The sequence below is a fragment of the Aeromicrobium sp. 50.2.37 genome, from assembly GCF_024655735.1.
Classification (GTDB): domain Bacteria; phylum Actinomycetota; class Actinomycetes; order Propionibacteriales; family Nocardioidaceae; genus Aeromicrobium.
This window is the reverse complement of sequence record NZ_JANLGG010000015.1, coordinates 78,414-94,735: the sequence shown is the minus strand read 5'-3', so window position 1 is coordinate 94,735 and position 16,322 is coordinate 78,414. Positions and strand designations below refer to the sequence as shown.

Here is a 16,322-nt window from a genome sequence, read left to right as displayed (position 1 = left end):
GGCCTGGCTGGCCGTGCCCGTCCCGGCCACGGACCGGCTCCGTGCGCTCACGACCGTGCCGACCTCGCGCAGGCGTCCGTCACCGGCCGGCGTGGCGACCGTCCTCACGCCGATCGCCTGCCTCGTGGTGCTCGGACCGGTGATCGGTCTGCTCGTCGCCCTCGCGGCGACCCCGGCGGCGCGGGCAACCGTCGCGACCATGGCCACGGCGGCCTCGCGACGGCGTGAGGAGCAGCTGCAGCGCCAGCTGCCCGTGGCGCTCGACCTCGTCGTCGCCGTGCTGGCGTCCGGGCGACCGGCCGTCGTCGCGTTCGAGGTGGTCGGTGAGGTGGTCGCGGAGCCGCTCGCCGCCGAGCTGCAGCAGGTCGGTCGACGGCTGCGGTCGGGTACGGACCTGCCCGCGGTGTGGGAGGTGCTGGCCCGGCACCGGGTGCTGGGCGCCGTGGGTCGCGCGTTCCGGCGGGCCGAGCAGTCCGGCTCGCCCGTGGCCGCGGTGCTGGCCGCCACGGCAGCCGACCTGCGCCGCGACCGGGCGTCCCAGGCGCGCGAACGCGCGCGTGCGGTCGGCGTGCGCGCCGCCGCCCCGCTCGGGCTCTGCTTCCTCCCGGCGTTCTTCCTCGTGGGCATCGTCCCGACCCTCATCGGTGTCGCGTCGGGGCTCGACCTGCTGGGCGGATGAATGCACCTCCGGGCCGTCCACAGGCCCGACCGCCCTCGGGGCTGCTCGTCCACAGGTCGCCGACGAGGTGGACGTCCGGGGGCGGGACCGGCCCATCTCCTGGGTGTCAGCACGTTCCACGAAAGGACACCCCATGAAGAACCTCCAGCACTCCACGCTCCAGGACCGGGCGACCCTCGGCCTCTCGCGTCTGCTCGCCCGCGGCGCCCGGCGTCAGGAGCAGGGCATGACCACCGCCGAGTACGCCGTCGGCACCCTCGGTGCCTGCACCGTCGGCGGTGTGCTCGTGAAGGTCGGCCAGTCCGAGTGGTTCGGCGAGCTCGTCCGCGACGTCATCGACAACATCCCGAACCTCCTGCCCAACCTGTTCTGACCGATCTCCGGTGGGGCTCTCGTGGCGCTCGCCCGGCCGCGGCCGCCCCACCGGAGCGACCACCCGTACCTCGCCCCAGCACCGACCAGACTCCCCAGGAGACCACCGTGCACCACCGCACCTCCACCTCCACCTCCGCCGTCCCGTGCTTCCGCCGCGCCGGCATCGCTCGCTCCCGCGACGAGCGCGGCATGACCACGGCCGAGTACGCCGTCGGCACCCTCGGGGCCGCCACCTGCGCCGCCGTCCTGGTCCACCTCGGGGCCGACGGCTGGTTCTTCGAGCAGCTGCGCGAGATCTTCGTGCGCGCGCTCGACCCCACCACGCTCGTCGAGCACCTGCGACGGGGCAGGCCGTGGACCCCGATCGGATGACCGCGCGCGGCGAGAGAGGCACGGCCACCGCCGAGCTGGCCGTCCTCGCCCCGTTCGCCCTCGTGCTCGTGCTCCTGCTCGTGTGGGTGGCGTCGCTCGGGGTGACCCAGGTCCGGCTCGTCGACGCCGCGCGCGAGGGCGCCCGGCTCGTCGCACGCGGCGAGGACGACGGTGGCGCCACGGCGCTGGTCCGCCGACTCGCGCCGGCCGGTGCCCGGGTCCGGGTGCAGGAGCAGGACGGCACGGTCGTCGTCACCGTCCGGGTCCGGTCCCGCGCACCACTGGGCTTCGGCACCACCGTGGGGTCCCGCGAGCTCAGCGCGACGGCCGTGGCGGCGGCGGAGGCGCCGTGAGCCCGACCGCGTCGGGACGGCGCCGCGAGGAAGGGGCCGTCACGGTGCACGCGCTCTGGGTCGTCGCCGTCCTGGTCGGCGTGGTGGCGCTGGGATTGCAGGTCATGGCCCTCGTGACGCTGCGCCACCAGGTGGCATCGGCTGCCGACCTGGCCGCACTCGCGGGCAGCCGTGCCAGCACCGAGGGTGCTGACGGGTGCGAGGCCGCGCACCGTCTGGCGCGACGCAACGACGTCCGGCTCGATCGCTGCCGCATGGACCTCGACGTCGCCACCGTGACCGCCGTCGGCTCGGCCCGTCCGTGGTGGGGCGGGACGTGGACCACGCGCATCGAGGCCCGCGCCGCTCCTGCCTGGTACGAGCGTTGACCCGGCGTAGGTGGTCGGTCAGGCCTCGTCGTCCGGCGCGCCGTCCAGCAGGGCGTCGAGCAGTCGCACGGCACCGGCCTTGTCGAGCGGCTCGTTGAAGTTCCCACACTTGGGGGAGACGACGCACGACGGGCAGCCGGTGGGGCACTCGCAGCCCGCGATGGTGGCCCGGGTGACGCGGAGCCAGCGCTCGACCACCTCGTAGCCCCGCTCGGCGAAGCCCGCCCCGCCCGGGTGCCCGTCGTGCACGAAGATCGTCAACGTGCCCGTGTCGGCGTGCACCGCGGTCGACAGGCCACCGAGGTCCCAGCGGTCGCACGTGGCGAGCAGCGGGAGCAGGCCGATGGCCGCGTGCTCGGCCGCGTGCGCCGCGCCCGGCACGTCCGTGTGCTCCAGGACCTGCGGCACCACGTCGGGGTGAACCGTCCACCAGGTGGCGACGGTGCGCAACGTGCGGGCGGGCAGGTCGAGCGGCTCCTCGCCCACCAGGCTGCCGTCGTGCCGCCGGCGCGAGAACGAGACCACCTGGCTGGTCACGTCGACCTCTCCGAGGTGCACCGTGGTGGCGCCCCACGTGCGGCTGCGCTGCGTCGACACCACCGAGACCTCGGTCGTGGTCCGCGCCGACGTGGACCAGCCCGGGTCCTCGGTGTGCACGACCGCCACGCCGTCCTCCACGTCGTACTCGTCGACCACGTGGGCCACCCCCTGGTGGACGTACACGGCGCCCTCGTGCACCTCGCCGTCGGCGGACCCGGCGTCGACCGTGCCGATCAGCCGTCCGGTCGGACCGTCGACGATCTGCACGGGTGCGCCGCCACTGCCGCGCAGGTCGGCCAGGGCGGCGGCCCGGTCGCGCCGTGTCCAGAACCACCCGCCGGGTCGCCGGCGCAGCCACCCCGCCGCCTCCAGCGCGTCGACGCCCTCGCGCGCCCGAGGACCGAACAGCGGCAGGTCGTCCTCCGTGAGCGGAAGCTCCTGTGCCGCGGCGGCCAGGTGAGGTCCGAGCACGTACGGGTTGTCGGGGTCGAACACCGTGGCCTCGACCGGCGCGCCCAGCCAGGCCTCGGGATGGTGCACCAGGAACGTGTCGATGGGCTCGTCGCGGGCCACGAGCACCCCGAGCGACGACTGCCCGTCGCGGCCGGCTCGTCCCACCTGCTGCCAGAAGGCTGCTCGGGTGCCGGGGAACCCCACGCTCACCACCGCGTCGAGACCGCTCACGTCGACCCCGAGCTCCAGTGCGTTCGTGGCGGCCAGGCCCAGCAGGTCACCCGAGCGGAGCCGGTCCTCCAGCTCGCGCCGCTCCTCCGGCAGGTAGCCGCCGCGGTAGGTCGCGACCCGTCCCGGCAGCTCGGGCGCGACCTCGCCCAGGCGCTGCTGGGCGCCGCGGGCGATGGACTCGGCTCCCCGGCGCGACCGGGAGAAGACGAGGGTGCGGGTGCGGTCGAGGACGAGGTCGGTGAGCAGCTCGGCCGCCTCGCGCCCGGCCGAGCGACGGGTGGGTGGCTGCGACGGGTGCGCCGCACCCACGAGGGGCGGCTCCCACAGCGCGATCGTCCGCGGTCCGTGGGGCGACGCGTCGTCGGTCACGGCCACCACGTCGAGCCCGGTCAGCCGTCGAGCCGACGCCTCGGGCTCGCTGACGGTGGCCGACGACAGGACCACCACGGGGTGCGACCCGTGGTGGGCGCAGACCCGCAGCAGGCGACGCAGCACGTGCGCCACGTGGGCGCCGAAGACCCCCCGGTAGTGGTGGCACTCGTCCACGACGACGATGCGCAGGCCGGCGAACAGGCGCGACCAGCGCTCGTGCCCGGGCAGCAGGGTGTGGTGGATGGTGTCGGGGTTCGTGAGCACCAGCTGGGCGTGGTCGCGGGCCCAGGCGCGGTCGTCGAGCGAGCTGTCGCCGTCGACCGTGGTCGCGCGCACGAGGGCCGCGCCGTCGGGTCCGAGGGGGAGCCGACGCAGCTGGTCGGCCGCCAGCGCCTTGGTCGGCGCCAGGTACAGCGCGGTGGGGGCGCGGTGGCCGTGGAGCGCGTCGCCCGACCTGCCACGGACCAGCGCGTCGAGCGCCGGCACCTGGTAGGTCAGCGACTTGCCCGACGCGGTCCCGGTCGAGACCACCACGTGCCGCCCGGCGTGCACGTGGGCGAGCGCCTCGGCCTGGTGTCCCCACAGGTGGGTCACGCCCTGGGCCGCGAAGGCCGTCCGCGCGCGGGGGTCGACCCACTCCGGCCACGGCTCGACCACGGCCTCCCGGGCGGGCACGTCGTGCAGGTGGAGGATGCGGTCACCGTGGCGCGAGAGCAGGCGTCCGATGTCCACCCCGATAGTCTCCCAGGCGGCACACGACGGCTCCCTCGAGACGGGGGCGCGCTCGGTTCCTTCGTGGTTGACTGGTCACACCTTCGGAAGGACGTTGATGGACCTGCTGCTCACCACGCGCACCGACGACCCGTTCGAGATCATCGAGGTCGGCGGCGAGATCGACGTGTACACCGCCCCACGCCTGCGTGAGGCCATCGTCGAGGCCGTCGAGGCCGGGCACCTGCGCCTCATCGTCGACGTCGAGCGGGTCGAGTTCCTCGACTCCACGGGGCTCGGCGTGCTCGTGGGCGCCCTCAAGAAGGTGCGCGCCGGTGGCGGGTCCCTCGACATCGTGTGCACCCACCCGCGGCTGCTCAAGATCTTCGAGATCACCGGCCTCGACAAGGTGTTCGGCCTGCACGACTCCGTGGAGGCGGCGCGCGCCGCCCACGGGCCCGCGTCGCTGGCCTGAGCGCGCCCGCCGTGGACGACACGCGCAGGATTGTTACCCGGGTGTAGCCCGCGTCACATTTTCCTGGTTGGCTGGGGCCGACATCCCTGTCCCACACCACGGAGGCATACATGGTCGACGCGACGTTCGTTGCGGCGGCGAGTGATCTCGAGCTCTCGGGAGGCAACACGACGTTCGTCGCTGTGGTCGCCGGGATCGGAGTCGTCTCGCTCCTCTTCGCTGCACTGTTCCGCTCCCAGGTCCTCGCTGCCGACGACGGCACCGAGAAGATGCAGGAGATCGGACTGGCGGTGCAGGAGGGCGCCTCGGCGTACCTGACCCGCCAGTTCAAGACGCTCGCCGTGTTCGCGGTGGCCGCGTTCGCCCTGCTGTTCGCGCTGCCCGGTGCCACCGACGTCCGCATCGGTCGCTCAGTCGCGTTCCTGGCCGGTGCGCTGTTCTCGGCGCTCATCGGGTACTTCGGCATGTGGCTCGCGGTGCGGGCGAACGTGCGCGTGGCGGCCGCCGCCGAGAACGAGGGGCGCGAGGTGGCCATGCGCATCGCCTTCCGCACCGGTGGCACCGTCGGCATGTCCACGGTGGGCCTCGGCCTCATCGGTGCCTCGGTGGTCGTGCTGATCTACCAGGGTGACGCGCCCACGGTGCTCGAGGGCTTCGGCTTCGGTGCCGCGCTGCTCGCCATGTTCATGCGAGTCGGCGGCGGCATCTTCACGAAGGCCGCCGACGTCGGCGCCGACCTCGTCGGCAAGGTCGAGAACAACATCCCCGAGGACGATCCGCGCAACGCCGCGACCATCGCCGACAACGTGGGCGACAACGTCGGTGACTGCGCCGGCATGGCGGCCGACCTGTTCGAGTCCTACGCCGTCACGCTCGTCGCCGCGCTCATCCTCGGCTCCGTGGCGTTCGGCGAGCAGGGCCTGGTGCTGCCGCTCGTCATCCCGGCCATCGGCGCGGTCACCGCGATCCTCGGTGTCTTCATCACGCGCGCCCAGCCGGGCGTGAGCGGCCTGAGCACGATCAACCGGTCCTTCTACATCTCGGCGTTCCTGGGTGCGGTCGGGTCGGCGGCCTTCGCCTGGTTCTACCTGCCGTCGTCCTTCGCGGACCTGTCGCTCCCGACGCCCGACGAGTCGTCGATCCTGTCGCAGGTGCTGCCCGTGGAGAGCGTGGCCGGCCTGGACGGCGACCCCCGCGTCATCGCCATGGTCGCCGTGCTCATCGGCATCGTCCTGGCCGCCGTGATCCTCGCCCTCACCGGCTACTTCACCGGCACGGAGACGCGCCCGGTCAAGGACGTCGGCAAGACGTCGCTCACGGGACCCGCCACGGTCATCCTGTCCGGCCTCTCGGTCGGCTTCGAGTCGGCGGTCTACACCGCCCTCGTGATCGGCGCGGCGGTGTTCGGCGCGTTCCTGCTCGGGTCGGGGTCGCTGGTCGTGGCCCTGTTCGCGGTGGCCCTGGCGGGCTGCGGCCTGCTCACCACGGTGGGCGTCATCGTGGCCATGGACACCTTCGGCCCGGTGAGCGACAACGCCCAGGGCATCGCGGAGATGTCCGGCGACGTCGGCGAGGAGGGGGCGCAGATCCTCACCGAGCTCGACGCGGTGGGCAACACCACCAAGGCGATCACCAAGGGCATCGCGATCGCCACGGCCGTGCTCGCCGCGACGGCGCTGTTCGGGTCGTTCACCGACGCGATCCGCGACGGCTTCGGCGAGGTGCTCTCCGGCTTCGACGTCCAGGACCCCGAGCCGCTGCAGGCCTTCCTCGGTGGGCTCAGCTCCTCCGACGGACAGGTCATCTCCGGCATCCTCAACGTGGCCGACCCGAGCAACCTGGTCGGCCTCATCATCGGCGTCTCGGTCGTGTTCCTCTTCTCCGGACTCGCGATCAGCGCCGTCGGGCGTGCCGCGGGCGCGGTCGTGTACGAGGTGCGCCGCCAGTTCCGCGAGATCCCCGGGATCATGGAGGGCACGGGTCGTCCGGAGTACGGCAAGGTCGTCGACATCTGCACGCGCGACTCGCTGCGCGAGCTGGCGACGCCGGGCATCCTGGCGATCTTCGCCCCGATCGCCGTCGGCTTCGGCCTCGGCGTCGGTCCGCTCGGCGCCTACCTGGCCGGCTCCATCGGTGCCGGCACGCTCATGGCGGTGTTCCTCGCGAACTCCGGCGGCGCGTGGGACAACGCCAAGAAGCTGGTCGAGGACGGCAACCACGGCGGCAAGGGGTCGCTCGCCCACGAGGCGACGATCATCGGTGACACGGTCGGTGACCCGTTCAAGGACACCGCCGGCCCGGCGATCAACCCGCTGCTCAAGGTGATGAACCTCGTCGCCCTGCTCATCGTCCCGGTCGTCGTCCAGGTGACCTACGGCGAGGACGCCAAGGACTGGGTCCGGTACACCATCGCCGGTGTCTCGGTGCTCATCATCGTGGTGGCCGTCTACATCTCCAAGCGTCGTCCGATCGCCATCGGCGACGTCCAGGAGGACGGCGCCATGGACGAGGCCACCAGCCCCGCCTGACCGCACCACCCCACGTGACCCCCGCGGCCCCGCCGCGGGGGTCACGTGCGTCGCCCCTCGCGTCCCTCCGTCCCCACGATTCCCATCAGGTGATGGGAATCGTGAACCCACCACGGGAATCCGTCACTCACCTCGGGATGCCCGCCCAGGTGAGTGGGGGAGAACCAGGGTGAGTGGGTGGCACCGACGTCGCGACGTGACACGCTGGCCGCATGGAACAGGTGCGCGCACGGCTGGCCGACGTCGGGTTCACGGTGGACCGGGTCCAGGAGCTCCTCGGCCCCGAGGCCCACGCCGCCCTGCTGCGCAACGAGACGACGCCGGCCGAGCGCGCCACGCGCGACGGCTCCGCGCTCTCCACGCTCGTGCGGCTCTTCTCCCTCCAGCGCGCCGAGCCGGCCCGCGCCGTCGAGGCCGCCCTCCCGGGTCTCGTCGACGACCTGCTCGAGCGGGGGCTGCTCGGACGCGACGGCTTCGACGTGCGAGCGCTCGTCGACGTCCGGCCCTACGGCGACGAGGACCACGACTGGTGGGTAGTCTGCGACCTCACGCCCGGCCTCGACACCGCCCCGATCGAGGTCGGACCGGAGCACGTGCTCGGCATCAGCGAGGCGTCGTCGTCGCTCGCGCAGCTCACGGTGCCGACGTCGGGTGGACGTGTGCTCGACCTCGGCACGGGCTGCGGGGTGCAGGCGCTGCACCTGGCGCAGCGTCACGAGCGGGTGGTCGCCACCGACGTGAACCCGAGGGCTCTGTGGGCGGCGCGGCTCACCGCCGAGCTGAACGGTGCCGACGTCGACGTGCGCGACGGCTCGTTCTGGGAGCCGGTGGCGGGGGAGCGCTTCGACGTGATCGCCACGAACCCGCCGTTCGTCGTCTCGCCGCCCTCGGGGGAGCGGCTCGTGTACCGGGAGGGTTCGCTCGAGGCCGACGGCGTGGTCCGCACCGTGGTGTCCGGCGCCGCGGACCATCTGCGCCCCGGCGGCTGGTGCCAGGTGCTGGGCAGCTGGGTGCACACCGACGAGCCGTGGGAGGAGCGCCTGCACGGCTGGATCGCACCCTCCGGGCTCGACGCCTGGGTGGTCGAGCGTGAGGTCGTCGACCTGCCGGCGTACGTGGAGATGTGGCTGGCCGACGCCGGCGCACGCCATCGGCCCGACTACACCGAGCGCTACGACGCGTGGCTCGGCTGGTTCGACGAGCAGGGCGTGGAGGCGATGGCCTTCGGGTGGATCAACCTGCGTGCGGCCCAGCGCGACGTCCCGGTGCTGCGGATGGAGCAGTGGCGCCACGAGGTCGTGCCGCCGGTCGGCGCCGCCGTGCTCGACTGGGCCGGACGGATCGACGCCCTGGCCGACGCCGACGACGTGCTCGACGTCCACTGGACCCAGGCCACCGGCCTGGCGCAGGAGACGTACGGTCCGCCGGGCGCGGCCGACCCGGAGGCGATCGTGGTGCGGCTGGGGGAGGGGCTGCGTCGTGCGCGGCAGGTCGACACGGTGGAGGCGGGGCTGCTCGGCGCGCTCGACGGCGACCTCACGGCCGGCCAGGTGATCGACGCTCTCGCCCAGCTGCTCGACCGCGACCCGACCGAGCTGCGGGAGTCGTACCGACCCGTCGTGCACGACCTCGTGGCCGACGGCTTCCTGGTGCCCTGAGAGCGTCGACACCGGGCGTGGCGCGCGCCACGTCGGCCCCCGGGGCACGATGTTTGTTGACAGGACGCGTTAGCGTTTGCCCCGTCCGGCCCCCGACCAGCGGGGCCGACGCCGTCCAGCAGGGAGTATCACCGTGACCACGCTCGTCATCGTCGAGTCGCCGAACAAGGTGCGCAGCATCCAGTCGTACCTGGGTGACGGGTACGTCGTCGACTCCAGCGTGGGCCACATCCGCGACCTCCCGAAGGGCGCCGACCAGGTGCCCGCCAAGTTCAAGGGCCTGCCGTGGGCCCGCCTCGGTGTCGACATCGAGAACGGCTTCGAGCCGGTCTACGTGGTCGCGGCCGACAAGAAGTCGCAGATCACCAAGCTCAAGAAGCTGCTCAAGGAGTCCGACGAGCTCGTGCTCGCGACCGATGAGGACCGCGAGGGCGAGGCCATCGCGTGGCACCTCTTCGACGAGCTGAAGCCCAAGGTTCCGGTCAAGCGGATCGTCTTCAACGAGATCACCAAGGAAGCGATCACCCGCGCGGTCGAGAACCCGCGCGACATCGACATGGACCTCGTCGATGCCCAGGAGACCCGGCGCATCCTCGACCGTCTCTACGGCTACGAGGTCAGCCCCGTCCTGTGGAAGAAGGTCATGTCGGGCCTGTCCGCCGGTCGCGTGCAGTCGGTGGCCACCCGGCTGGTCGTCGAGCGCGAGCGGGAGCGGATGGCGTTCCGGTCCGCGTCCTACTGGGACCTCGACGCCACCTTCGACGCCGGCGAGAAGCACGAGGACGCCCGTCTGTTCCCGGCGCGGCTGGTGAGCGTGGGCGGCAAGAAGGTGGCCAACGGCTCGGCCTTCGCCGACGACGGCACCCTCAAGAACGCCGAGGTCGCGCACCTCGACGAGGCCCGCGTGACGGCGCTGGCCGCGGGCCTGCGTGACGAGTCCTTCGCGGTCGCCGCGGTCGACGCCAAGCCGTACACCCGCAAGCCGTACGCCCCGTTCCGCACCACGACGATGCAGCAGGAGGCGTCGCGCAAGTTCGGGTTCGGCGCGGCCCGCACCATGCAGGTGGCGCAGCGTCTGTACGAGGGCGGCCACATCACCTACATGCGCACCGACTCGATCACGCTGTCGCAGACGGCACTGAACGCGGCCCGGTCGCAGGTCCGCGAGCTGTACGGCGCCGAGTACCTGCCCGACGCGCCACGCACGTACACCGGCAAGGTGAAGAACGCGCAGGAGGCGCACGAGGCCATCCGGCCGGCGGGCGAGAAGTTCCGCACGCCGCAGGCCACGGGTCTGCGCGGCGACGAGTACAAGCTGTACGAGCTCATCTGGAAGCGCACGCTCGCCTCGCAGATGAAGGACGCCCGGGGCGAGCAGGTCTCCATCCGCCTGGCCGCCACCGCCTCCGACGCCGCCGGTGCCGACGCGGGCGCTCCGGTCGAGTTCACGGCCTCCGGTCGCACCATCACCTTCCACGGCTTCCTCAAGGCCTACGTCGAGTCCCGCGAGGACAACGGCCAGGGCGACGACCAGCAGACCAAGCTGCCGGCCCTGGCGCAGGGCGACACGGTCGCGGCGCACGAGCTGACCCCGGCCGGCCACGAGACCAAGCCGCCGGCCCGCTACACCGAGGCCTCGCTCATCAAGGAGCTGGAGGAGCGCGAGATCGGCCGGCCGTCCACGTACGCGTCGATCATCGGGACCATCCAGAACCGCGGCTACGTGTTCAAGAAGGGCACGGCGCTGGTGCCGGCCTGGATCGCGTTCAGCGTCGTGCGGCTGATGGAGCAGCACTTCCCGCGGCTGGTCGACTACTCGTTCACGGCCGAGCTGGAGGACGTGCTCGACGAGGTCTCGCACGGTCGCGACGCTCGCCAGCGGGTGCTCGAGAGCTTCTGGGCCGGCAGTGGCGAGAAGGACACCGGCCTCAAGTGGCTGATCGAGAACCTGCCCGACATCGACGCGCGCGGACTGGCCACGTTCGAGCTGGGCGACGACATCGCGGTCCGCGTCGGGCGCTACGGCCCCTACGTCGAGGGCCCGCCGATGGTGCCCGGCAAGGACGGTGCCGACGTCCCCACACGGGCCAACGTGCCCGAGGACCTGCCGCCCGACGAGCTGACCCTCGAGAAGGCCAAGGAGCTGCTGGCCAACCCGGCCGGCGCCGAGAAGATGCTCGGCACGCACCCCGAGACCGGCCTCGACCTGGTCGTCAAGAACGGTCGCTTCGGTCCCTACGTGACCGAGCTGCTGCCCGAGGACGCCAAGAAGAGCGAGAAGCCGCGCACGGCCAGCCTGTTCCAGTCCATGAGCATGGACTCGATCGGCATCGACGACGCCGTCAAGCTGCTCACGCTCCCGCGCGTGGTCGGCAAGGACGCCGAGGGTGTCGAGATCACCGCGCAGAACGGCCGCTACGGGCCCTACCTGAAGAAGGGCACCGACTCGCGCTCGCTGGAGTCGGAGGAGCAGCTGTTCACCCTCACCGAGGAGCAGGCGCTCGCGATCTACGCCCAGCCGAAGACGTACGGCCGCCGTGGTGCGGCCAAGCCGCCGCTCAAGGAGCTGGGCGACGACCCGGTCAGCGGCAGCCCGATCGTGGTGAAGGAGGGCCGCTTCGGCGTGTACGTCACCGACGGTGAGTACAACGCCACGCTGCGCAAGGACGACTCCCTCGAGACGTTGACCGCCGAGCGTGCGCAGGAGCTGCTCGCCGAGCGTCGGGCGCGTGGCCCGGCCAAGAAGACGGCCAAGAAGGGCGCGAAGAAGGCGACCAAGAAGGCCCCGGCGAAGAAGACGGCGGCCAAGAAGACGGCGGCGAAGAAGACCACCGCGAAGAAGACGGCGGCGAAGAAGACCACCGCGAAGAAGACGGCGGCCAAGAAGAGCTGAGTCCTCGTCCCCGGGGGGTGCGCTGCCTGCGGGGGCCTCGGCTCGCTGCTGCGCCGCCTGCGGGGGCTTCGGTCGCTGCTGCGCTGCCTGAGGGACTTCGGCTTGCTGCTGCGCTGCCTCGGCTCACGCCGGGGTCGGTCTCCGCGAGGGCCTAGACCGGGCAGCTCACGCCGGAGGCGGCCCGGGTTCTCGGGTTGTGGCGGGTGCTGGCCGGACGCACGATTCTTCCTTCGGGCGTGGGGACGCAGGATTCTGCGTTCGCGTGCGGGGGACGCAGGATTCTGCGTTCGCGTGCTGGAGGTCGAACGCTTCTGCGTTCGTGTCGGGATCCGGTCGCGAACGCAGCATCGTTCGGGCCTGCGCACGTGAATGCATCATCGTGACCGCCCGGCCGAGCGGGGTGGCAGGGATTCTTCCTTCTCGAGGACCGGTCCACGAGAAGGAAGAATCCCTGACCCCCTGCTCTCGTCATCGGTGGATCCTCAACCTCTGCGAGCCGTCTGCAGTTGAGGATCCACCGATGGCACGCACGAACGAAGAATCCTGCGCCGATCACACGCGAAGGAAGAATCGTGCGTCACCCCGGCACCAGACCGGACCCCGAGACCCCGAGACCAGCACCCACCCAGGTCCCCGGTCCAGGCCCTTGCGGCGACCACCCCCAGCGAAGGCCGAGGCAGCGCAGCACCAAGCCCACGACGACTGCAGGCAGCGCAGCGGCAGGCCCACGACCACCGCAGGCAGCGCGCCAGCAGGGCCCCGACCACCGCAGACCAGGCGGAGCGCCACCCCACCCCGTCGCACCCGCCCCCTAGGATCGGCGACATGCAGCCTCGCTACACCGACTCGGGCGTCTTCATCGCCCTCGAGGGTGGTGAGGGGGGCGGCAAGTCCACCCAGTCCCGCCTGCTGCACGACTGGCTGACGGCCCAGGGAACGCCCGTGCTGCTCACGCGCGAGCCCGGTGGCACCGAGGTCGGCGCCCGGCTGCGCAGCATCGTGCTCGACCCGGCGACGGGCGACCTGTCACCGCGTACCGAGGCCCTCGTCTACGCCGCCGACAAGGCCGAGCACGTCGACGCCGTGGTGCTCCCGGCGCTCGAGCGTGGCGAGGTCGTGGTCACCGACCGCTACGTCGACTCCACGCTCGCCTACCAGGGGGCGGGCCGAGCGATCGACGCCGTCGAGCTGGAGCACGTGGCCCGGTGGGCCACGGCCGACCTGCGGCCCCACCTGACCGTGGTCCTCGACCTCGACCCCAGGATCGGGCTGTCGCGCGCGGGGGAGCCCGACCGCATCGAGGCCGAGCCGCTCGACTTCCACCAGCGGGTGCGCGAGCACTTCCTGGCCCTCGCCGCCGCCGACCCGGCCCACTACCTCGTCCTCGACGCCGACCAGCCGCCCGAGGTCGTGCACGCCGCCATCCGGGCCGCGGTCGAGCCGTGGCTCGGGCAGGCCCGCCAGGACGGTGGTGACCGGTGACGAGCGTGTGGGACGAGCTCGTCGGCCAGGGACCGGTTGTCGACACGTTGTCCGCGGCGGTCCGGTCCGCCGGCGGCGACGGTCGCTCCATGACGCACGCGTGGCTGCTCACCGGTCCGCCGGGGTCGGGTCGCTCCAACGCGGCCAAGGCGTTCGCGGCAGCGCTGCAGTGTGAGCTGGGTGGCTGCGGCCAGTGCCACTCGTGCACCACGGCGGCGGCCGGCAGCCATCCCGACATCACCGTCATCCGCACCGACGGGCTGTCCATCGGCACCGACGTCGCGCGCGAGTACGTGCGCAAGTCGGCTCTGCGGCCGGCGCTCGGTCGCTGGCAGGTGCTCATCGTCGAGGACGCCGACCGGCTGACCGAGCAGGCGGCCAACGCCCTGCTGAAGGCGGTGGAGGAGCCGTCGCCGTACACGGTGTGGATGCTGTGCGCGCCCGCCACCGAGGACGTCATCGTCACCATCCGGTCCCGCTGTCGAGCGGTGCTGCTGCGCACCCCGCCGGCCGACGCGATCGCCCGCCTGCTGGTGGAGCGCGACGGGGTGGAGCCCCAGCTCGCGCAGGCGGTCGCGGCGGCGTCGCAGGGGCACATCGGTCGCGCGCGGGGGCTGGCCCGCGACCCGCAGGCGCGTGAGCGTCGTCGCGACATCCTGTCGTTGCCCACGTCGTTGCGCTCCCTCGGCGACTGCCTGGTGGCCGCCCAGCGCATCAACGACGAGGCCACCGCCCGTGCGGCCGCGGTCGCCGACGTGGCCGACGAGCGCGAGACCTCCGACCTCAAGCAGTCGTGGGGCGTGGAGGACCGTGGCCGCAGGCCCGCCGGCTACGCGGGCGCGGTCTCCTCGCTCGAGAAGGACCAGAAGCGGCGTCGCACGCGGCTCGCGCGCGACTCCATCGACGGCGTCCTGCTCGACCTGCTCTCCTTCTGCCGCGACGTCGTGGTCGCGCAGACGGCACCCGGCGCGCCGCTCGTCAACGCCGACGTCGCCGACGCGGTCCGCTCGGCCGCCGAGGTGTGGACCCCCGACTCGACGCTCCGCAGGATCGATGCGATCGTCGAGGCACGCGAGGCCCTCACCGCCAACGCCGCACCGCTGCTCACCCTCGAACGCATGATGATGGGATTCCGGACCCGATGAAGCGCCTCCTGATCGTCCTGATCGTCCTCCTCTCCGCGGCCGCCGTGGTGGTCGGCGTGCTGGCCGTCCGCGGCGGGGGCTCGGAACCCTCGGCGCAGCTCGAGCCCACGGGCGAGAAGGCTCCCGACGGGCTGCAGCGCTTCTACGACCAGGAGCTCACCTGGGAGGACTGCGGTGGCGAGCGCGAGTGCGCCACGATCGAGGTGCCCGTCGACTACGACGAGCCCGACGGCGAGACCACCACGCTGAAGGCGGCGCGCTACCTGGCGGAGGGCGACGGCACCCGCGTGCTGTTCGTCAACCCGGGCGGCCCGGGCGGCTCGGCCATCGACTACGCGGGATCGCTCGCCGGGAGCATGGGCGACGAGGTCCGCGACGCGTTCACCATCGTCGGGGTCGACCCGCGCGGCGTCGGCGAGAGCTCGCCGCTGGAGTGCCTGCCCGACGAGCAGTTCGACGAGTACGCCGCGAGCGACCCCGACCCGTCCACCGACGCCGAGGTCCAGGAGTTCCGCGACGCGGTCAAGGAGCTCGGCGAGGCGTGCCGCAAGAACTCCGGCGACCTCGCCGGCCACGTCTCCACCGAGGAGGCGGCCCGCGACATGGACGTCGCGCGGGCCCTGCTCGGCCAGGAGAAGCTCGACTGGTTCGGCGCCTCCTACGGAACGCAGCTGGGCGCCACCTACGCCACGTTGTTCCCCACCAAGGTCGGCGCGATGGTGCTCGACGGTGCGGTCGACCCGTCCAAGGACGTGTTCGGCTCGTCCTTGGGCCAGGCCACCGGGTTCCAGCGTGCGCTCGACGCCTACATCGCGTCGTGCGTGAAGCTCGAGTCGTGCCCGCTGGGGCAGGACGCCGACGCCGCGCAGCGCGCGATCGAGACGCTGATGAGCCAGCTCGAGGACGAGCCGCTGCCCACCGGCACCGATCGCGAGCTCACCAAGGGGCGTGCGTTCTACGGCATCGCGGTCACGCTGTACGACAAGGCCAGCTGGATCGCCCTCTCCCAGGGCCTCACGGCCGCGCTGCGCGGTGACGGCTCGGTCCTGCTGCAGCTGAACGACGCCTACTTCTCGCGCAAGGGCAACGGCGAGTACGACGGCAACATCGGCTGGGCCAACATCGCGGTCAACTGCCTCGACAACCGTGAGCGCCCGAGCGTCGACGAGGTCGAGGCCGAGCTGCCGTCGTTCGAGAAGGCCTCGCCCGTCTTCGGCGAGGCGCTGGGCTGGGGCGTGCTGGGCTGCAGCGACTGGCCGGAGCCGGCCGAGCGCCCGCAGGTCGAGATCGACGCCGAGGGCTCCGCGCCGATCGTCGTCATCGGCACCACCCGCGACCCGGCCACCCCCTACGAGAACGCGAAGGCGCTCGCCGACCAGCTCGGCGACTCCGAGGGCGTCCTGCTCACGCGCGACGGCGACGGCCACACCGCCTACGGGTCGGGCAACCAGTGCATCAAGAAGGCCGTCGACGCCTACCTGGTCGACGGCACGGTCCCCAAGGACGGCCTCACCTGCGAGGACGAGGGCTGACGCACGCTCTCGGCTCTCGGCTCGTCACGCCGCTTCGGCGCGTGCGAGGTAGCTGTGCCGCGCTACGCCTGTCAGCGGTGGGTGTGCCGCGCTACGGGGGCACCCGGCGGTAGGACTGCCGCGGATACGCACCTGCTATCCGCGGAGGACCTACC

At 72.4% G+C, this 16,322-nt stretch carries 13 protein-coding genes; 12 read left to right on the top strand and 1 reads right to left on the bottom strand.

Annotated features, from left to right (window positions below; genetic code table 11):
• The 5 genes from NUV38_RS09955 to NUV38_RS09935 all read left to right on the top strand — a co-directional run.
• Nucleotides 1–679 (top strand): type II secretion system F family protein (locus NUV38_RS09955; protein ID WP_257728979.1); only part of this gene is annotated, 679 nt, incomplete at its 5' end.
• Between the two features lie 133 nt (nucleotides 680–812).
• On the top strand, nucleotides 813–1,052 hold the full coding sequence (locus NUV38_RS09950; protein ID WP_257728978.1) for a DUF4244 domain-containing protein: 240 nt from the start codon (nucleotides 813–815) through the stop codon (nucleotides 1,050–1,052).
• 107 nt (nucleotides 1,053–1,159) lie between these two features.
• Complete coding sequence (locus tag NUV38_RS09945) at nucleotides 1,160–1,426, top strand: DUF4244 domain-containing protein (protein WP_257728977.1); 267 nt, start codon at nucleotides 1,160–1,162, stop codon at nucleotides 1,424–1,426.
• Entirely contained in the window at nucleotides 1,408–1,779 is a 372-nt protein-coding gene (locus tag NUV38_RS09940; RefSeq protein ID WP_257728976.1) for a TadE family type IV pilus minor pilin, read from the top strand. Before NUV38_RS09945 ends, NUV38_RS09940 begins: the two co-directional genes overlap by 19 nt.
• The gene (locus NUV38_RS09935; RefSeq protein WP_257728975.1) at nucleotides 1,776–2,147 is read left to right on the top strand and encodes an Rv3654c family TadE-like protein; all 372 of its coding nucleotides are present in this window, start codon (nucleotides 1,776–1,778) and stop codon (nucleotides 2,145–2,147) included. The genes NUV38_RS09940 and NUV38_RS09935 overlap by 4 nt, the downstream gene beginning before the upstream one ends.
• 18 nt (nucleotides 2,148–2,165) lie before the next feature.
• Here NUV38_RS09935 and NUV38_RS09930 read toward each other — a convergent pair whose 3' ends face one another.
• Nucleotides 2,166–4,475, bottom strand: a complete 2,310-nt coding sequence (locus NUV38_RS09930) for a DEAD/DEAH box helicase (RefSeq protein WP_257728974.1) — start codon at nucleotides 4,473–4,475, stop codon at nucleotides 2,166–2,168.
• Between the two features lie 97 nt (nucleotides 4,476–4,572).
• On the opposite strand from NUV38_RS09930, the gene NUV38_RS09925 reads away from it, so the two are divergent.
• The 7 genes from NUV38_RS09925 to NUV38_RS09895 all read left to right on the top strand — a co-directional run bounded on the left by NUV38_RS09925 (nucleotide 4,573) and on the right by NUV38_RS09895 (nucleotide 16,167).
• Nucleotides 4,573–4,929, top strand: coding sequence for an STAS domain-containing protein (locus NUV38_RS09925; protein WP_055969612.1), 357 nt, complete (start codon nucleotides 4,573–4,575; stop codon nucleotides 4,927–4,929).
• Nucleotides 4,930–5,039: 110 nt separating this feature from the next.
• Entirely contained in the window at nucleotides 5,040–7,457 is a 2,418-nt protein-coding gene (locus NUV38_RS09920; RefSeq protein ID WP_257728973.1) for a sodium-translocating pyrophosphatase, read from the top strand.
• 212 nt (nucleotides 7,458–7,669) lie between these two features.
• Nucleotides 7,670–9,115 carry a methyltransferase gene (locus NUV38_RS09915; RefSeq protein ID WP_257728972.1) on the top strand — a complete coding sequence of 482 codons (1,446 nt, stop codon included), beginning with the start codon at nucleotides 7,670–7,672 and terminating at the stop codon, nucleotides 9,113–9,115.
• Between the two features lie 133 nt (nucleotides 9,116–9,248).
• Entirely contained in the window at nucleotides 9,249–12,008 is a 2,760-nt protein-coding gene (topA, locus tag NUV38_RS09910) for a type I DNA topoisomerase (RefSeq protein ID WP_257728971.1), read from the top strand.
• Nucleotides 12,009–12,833: 825 nt separating this feature from the next.
• Entirely contained in the window at nucleotides 12,834–13,490 is a 657-nt protein-coding gene (tmk, locus tag NUV38_RS09905) for a dTMP kinase (protein ID WP_257728970.1), read from the top strand.
• The gene (locus NUV38_RS09900) at nucleotides 13,487–14,635 is read left to right on the top strand and encodes a DNA polymerase III subunit delta' (protein WP_257728969.1); all 1,149 of its coding nucleotides are present in this window, start codon (nucleotides 13,487–13,489) and stop codon (nucleotides 14,633–14,635) included. The genes tmk and NUV38_RS09900 overlap by 4 nt, the downstream gene beginning before the upstream one ends.
• On the top strand, nucleotides 14,632–16,167 hold the full coding sequence (locus NUV38_RS09895; protein WP_257728968.1) for an alpha/beta hydrolase: 1,536 nt from the start codon (nucleotides 14,632–14,634) through the stop codon (nucleotides 16,165–16,167). Before NUV38_RS09900 ends, NUV38_RS09895 begins: the two co-directional genes overlap by 4 nt.
• The last annotated feature ends 155 nt before the right edge of the window (nucleotides 16,168–16,322 follow it).

Coding starts and splice junctions, on each gene's coding strand:
- NUV38_RS09950 (WP_257728978.1), top strand. CDS start 813: ATGAAGAACCTCCAGCACTCCACGCTCCAGGACCGGGCGACCCTCGGC.
- NUV38_RS09925 (WP_055969612.1), top strand. CDS start 4,573: ATGGACCTGCTGCTCACCACGCGCACCGACGACCCGTTCGAGATCATC.
- NUV38_RS09920 (WP_257728973.1), top strand. CDS start 5,040: ATGGTCGACGCGACGTTCGTTGCGGCGGCGAGTGATCTCGAGCTCTCG.
- NUV38_RS09915 (WP_257728972.1), top strand. CDS start 7,670: ATGGAACAGGTGCGCGCACGGCTGGCCGACGTCGGGTTCACGGTGGAC.
- tmk (WP_257728970.1), top strand. CDS start 12,834: ATGCAGCCTCGCTACACCGACTCGGGCGTCTTCATCGCCCTCGAGGGT.
- NUV38_RS09895 (WP_257728968.1), top strand. CDS start 14,632: ATGAAGCGCCTCCTGATCGTCCTGATCGTCCTCCTCTCCGCGGCCGCC.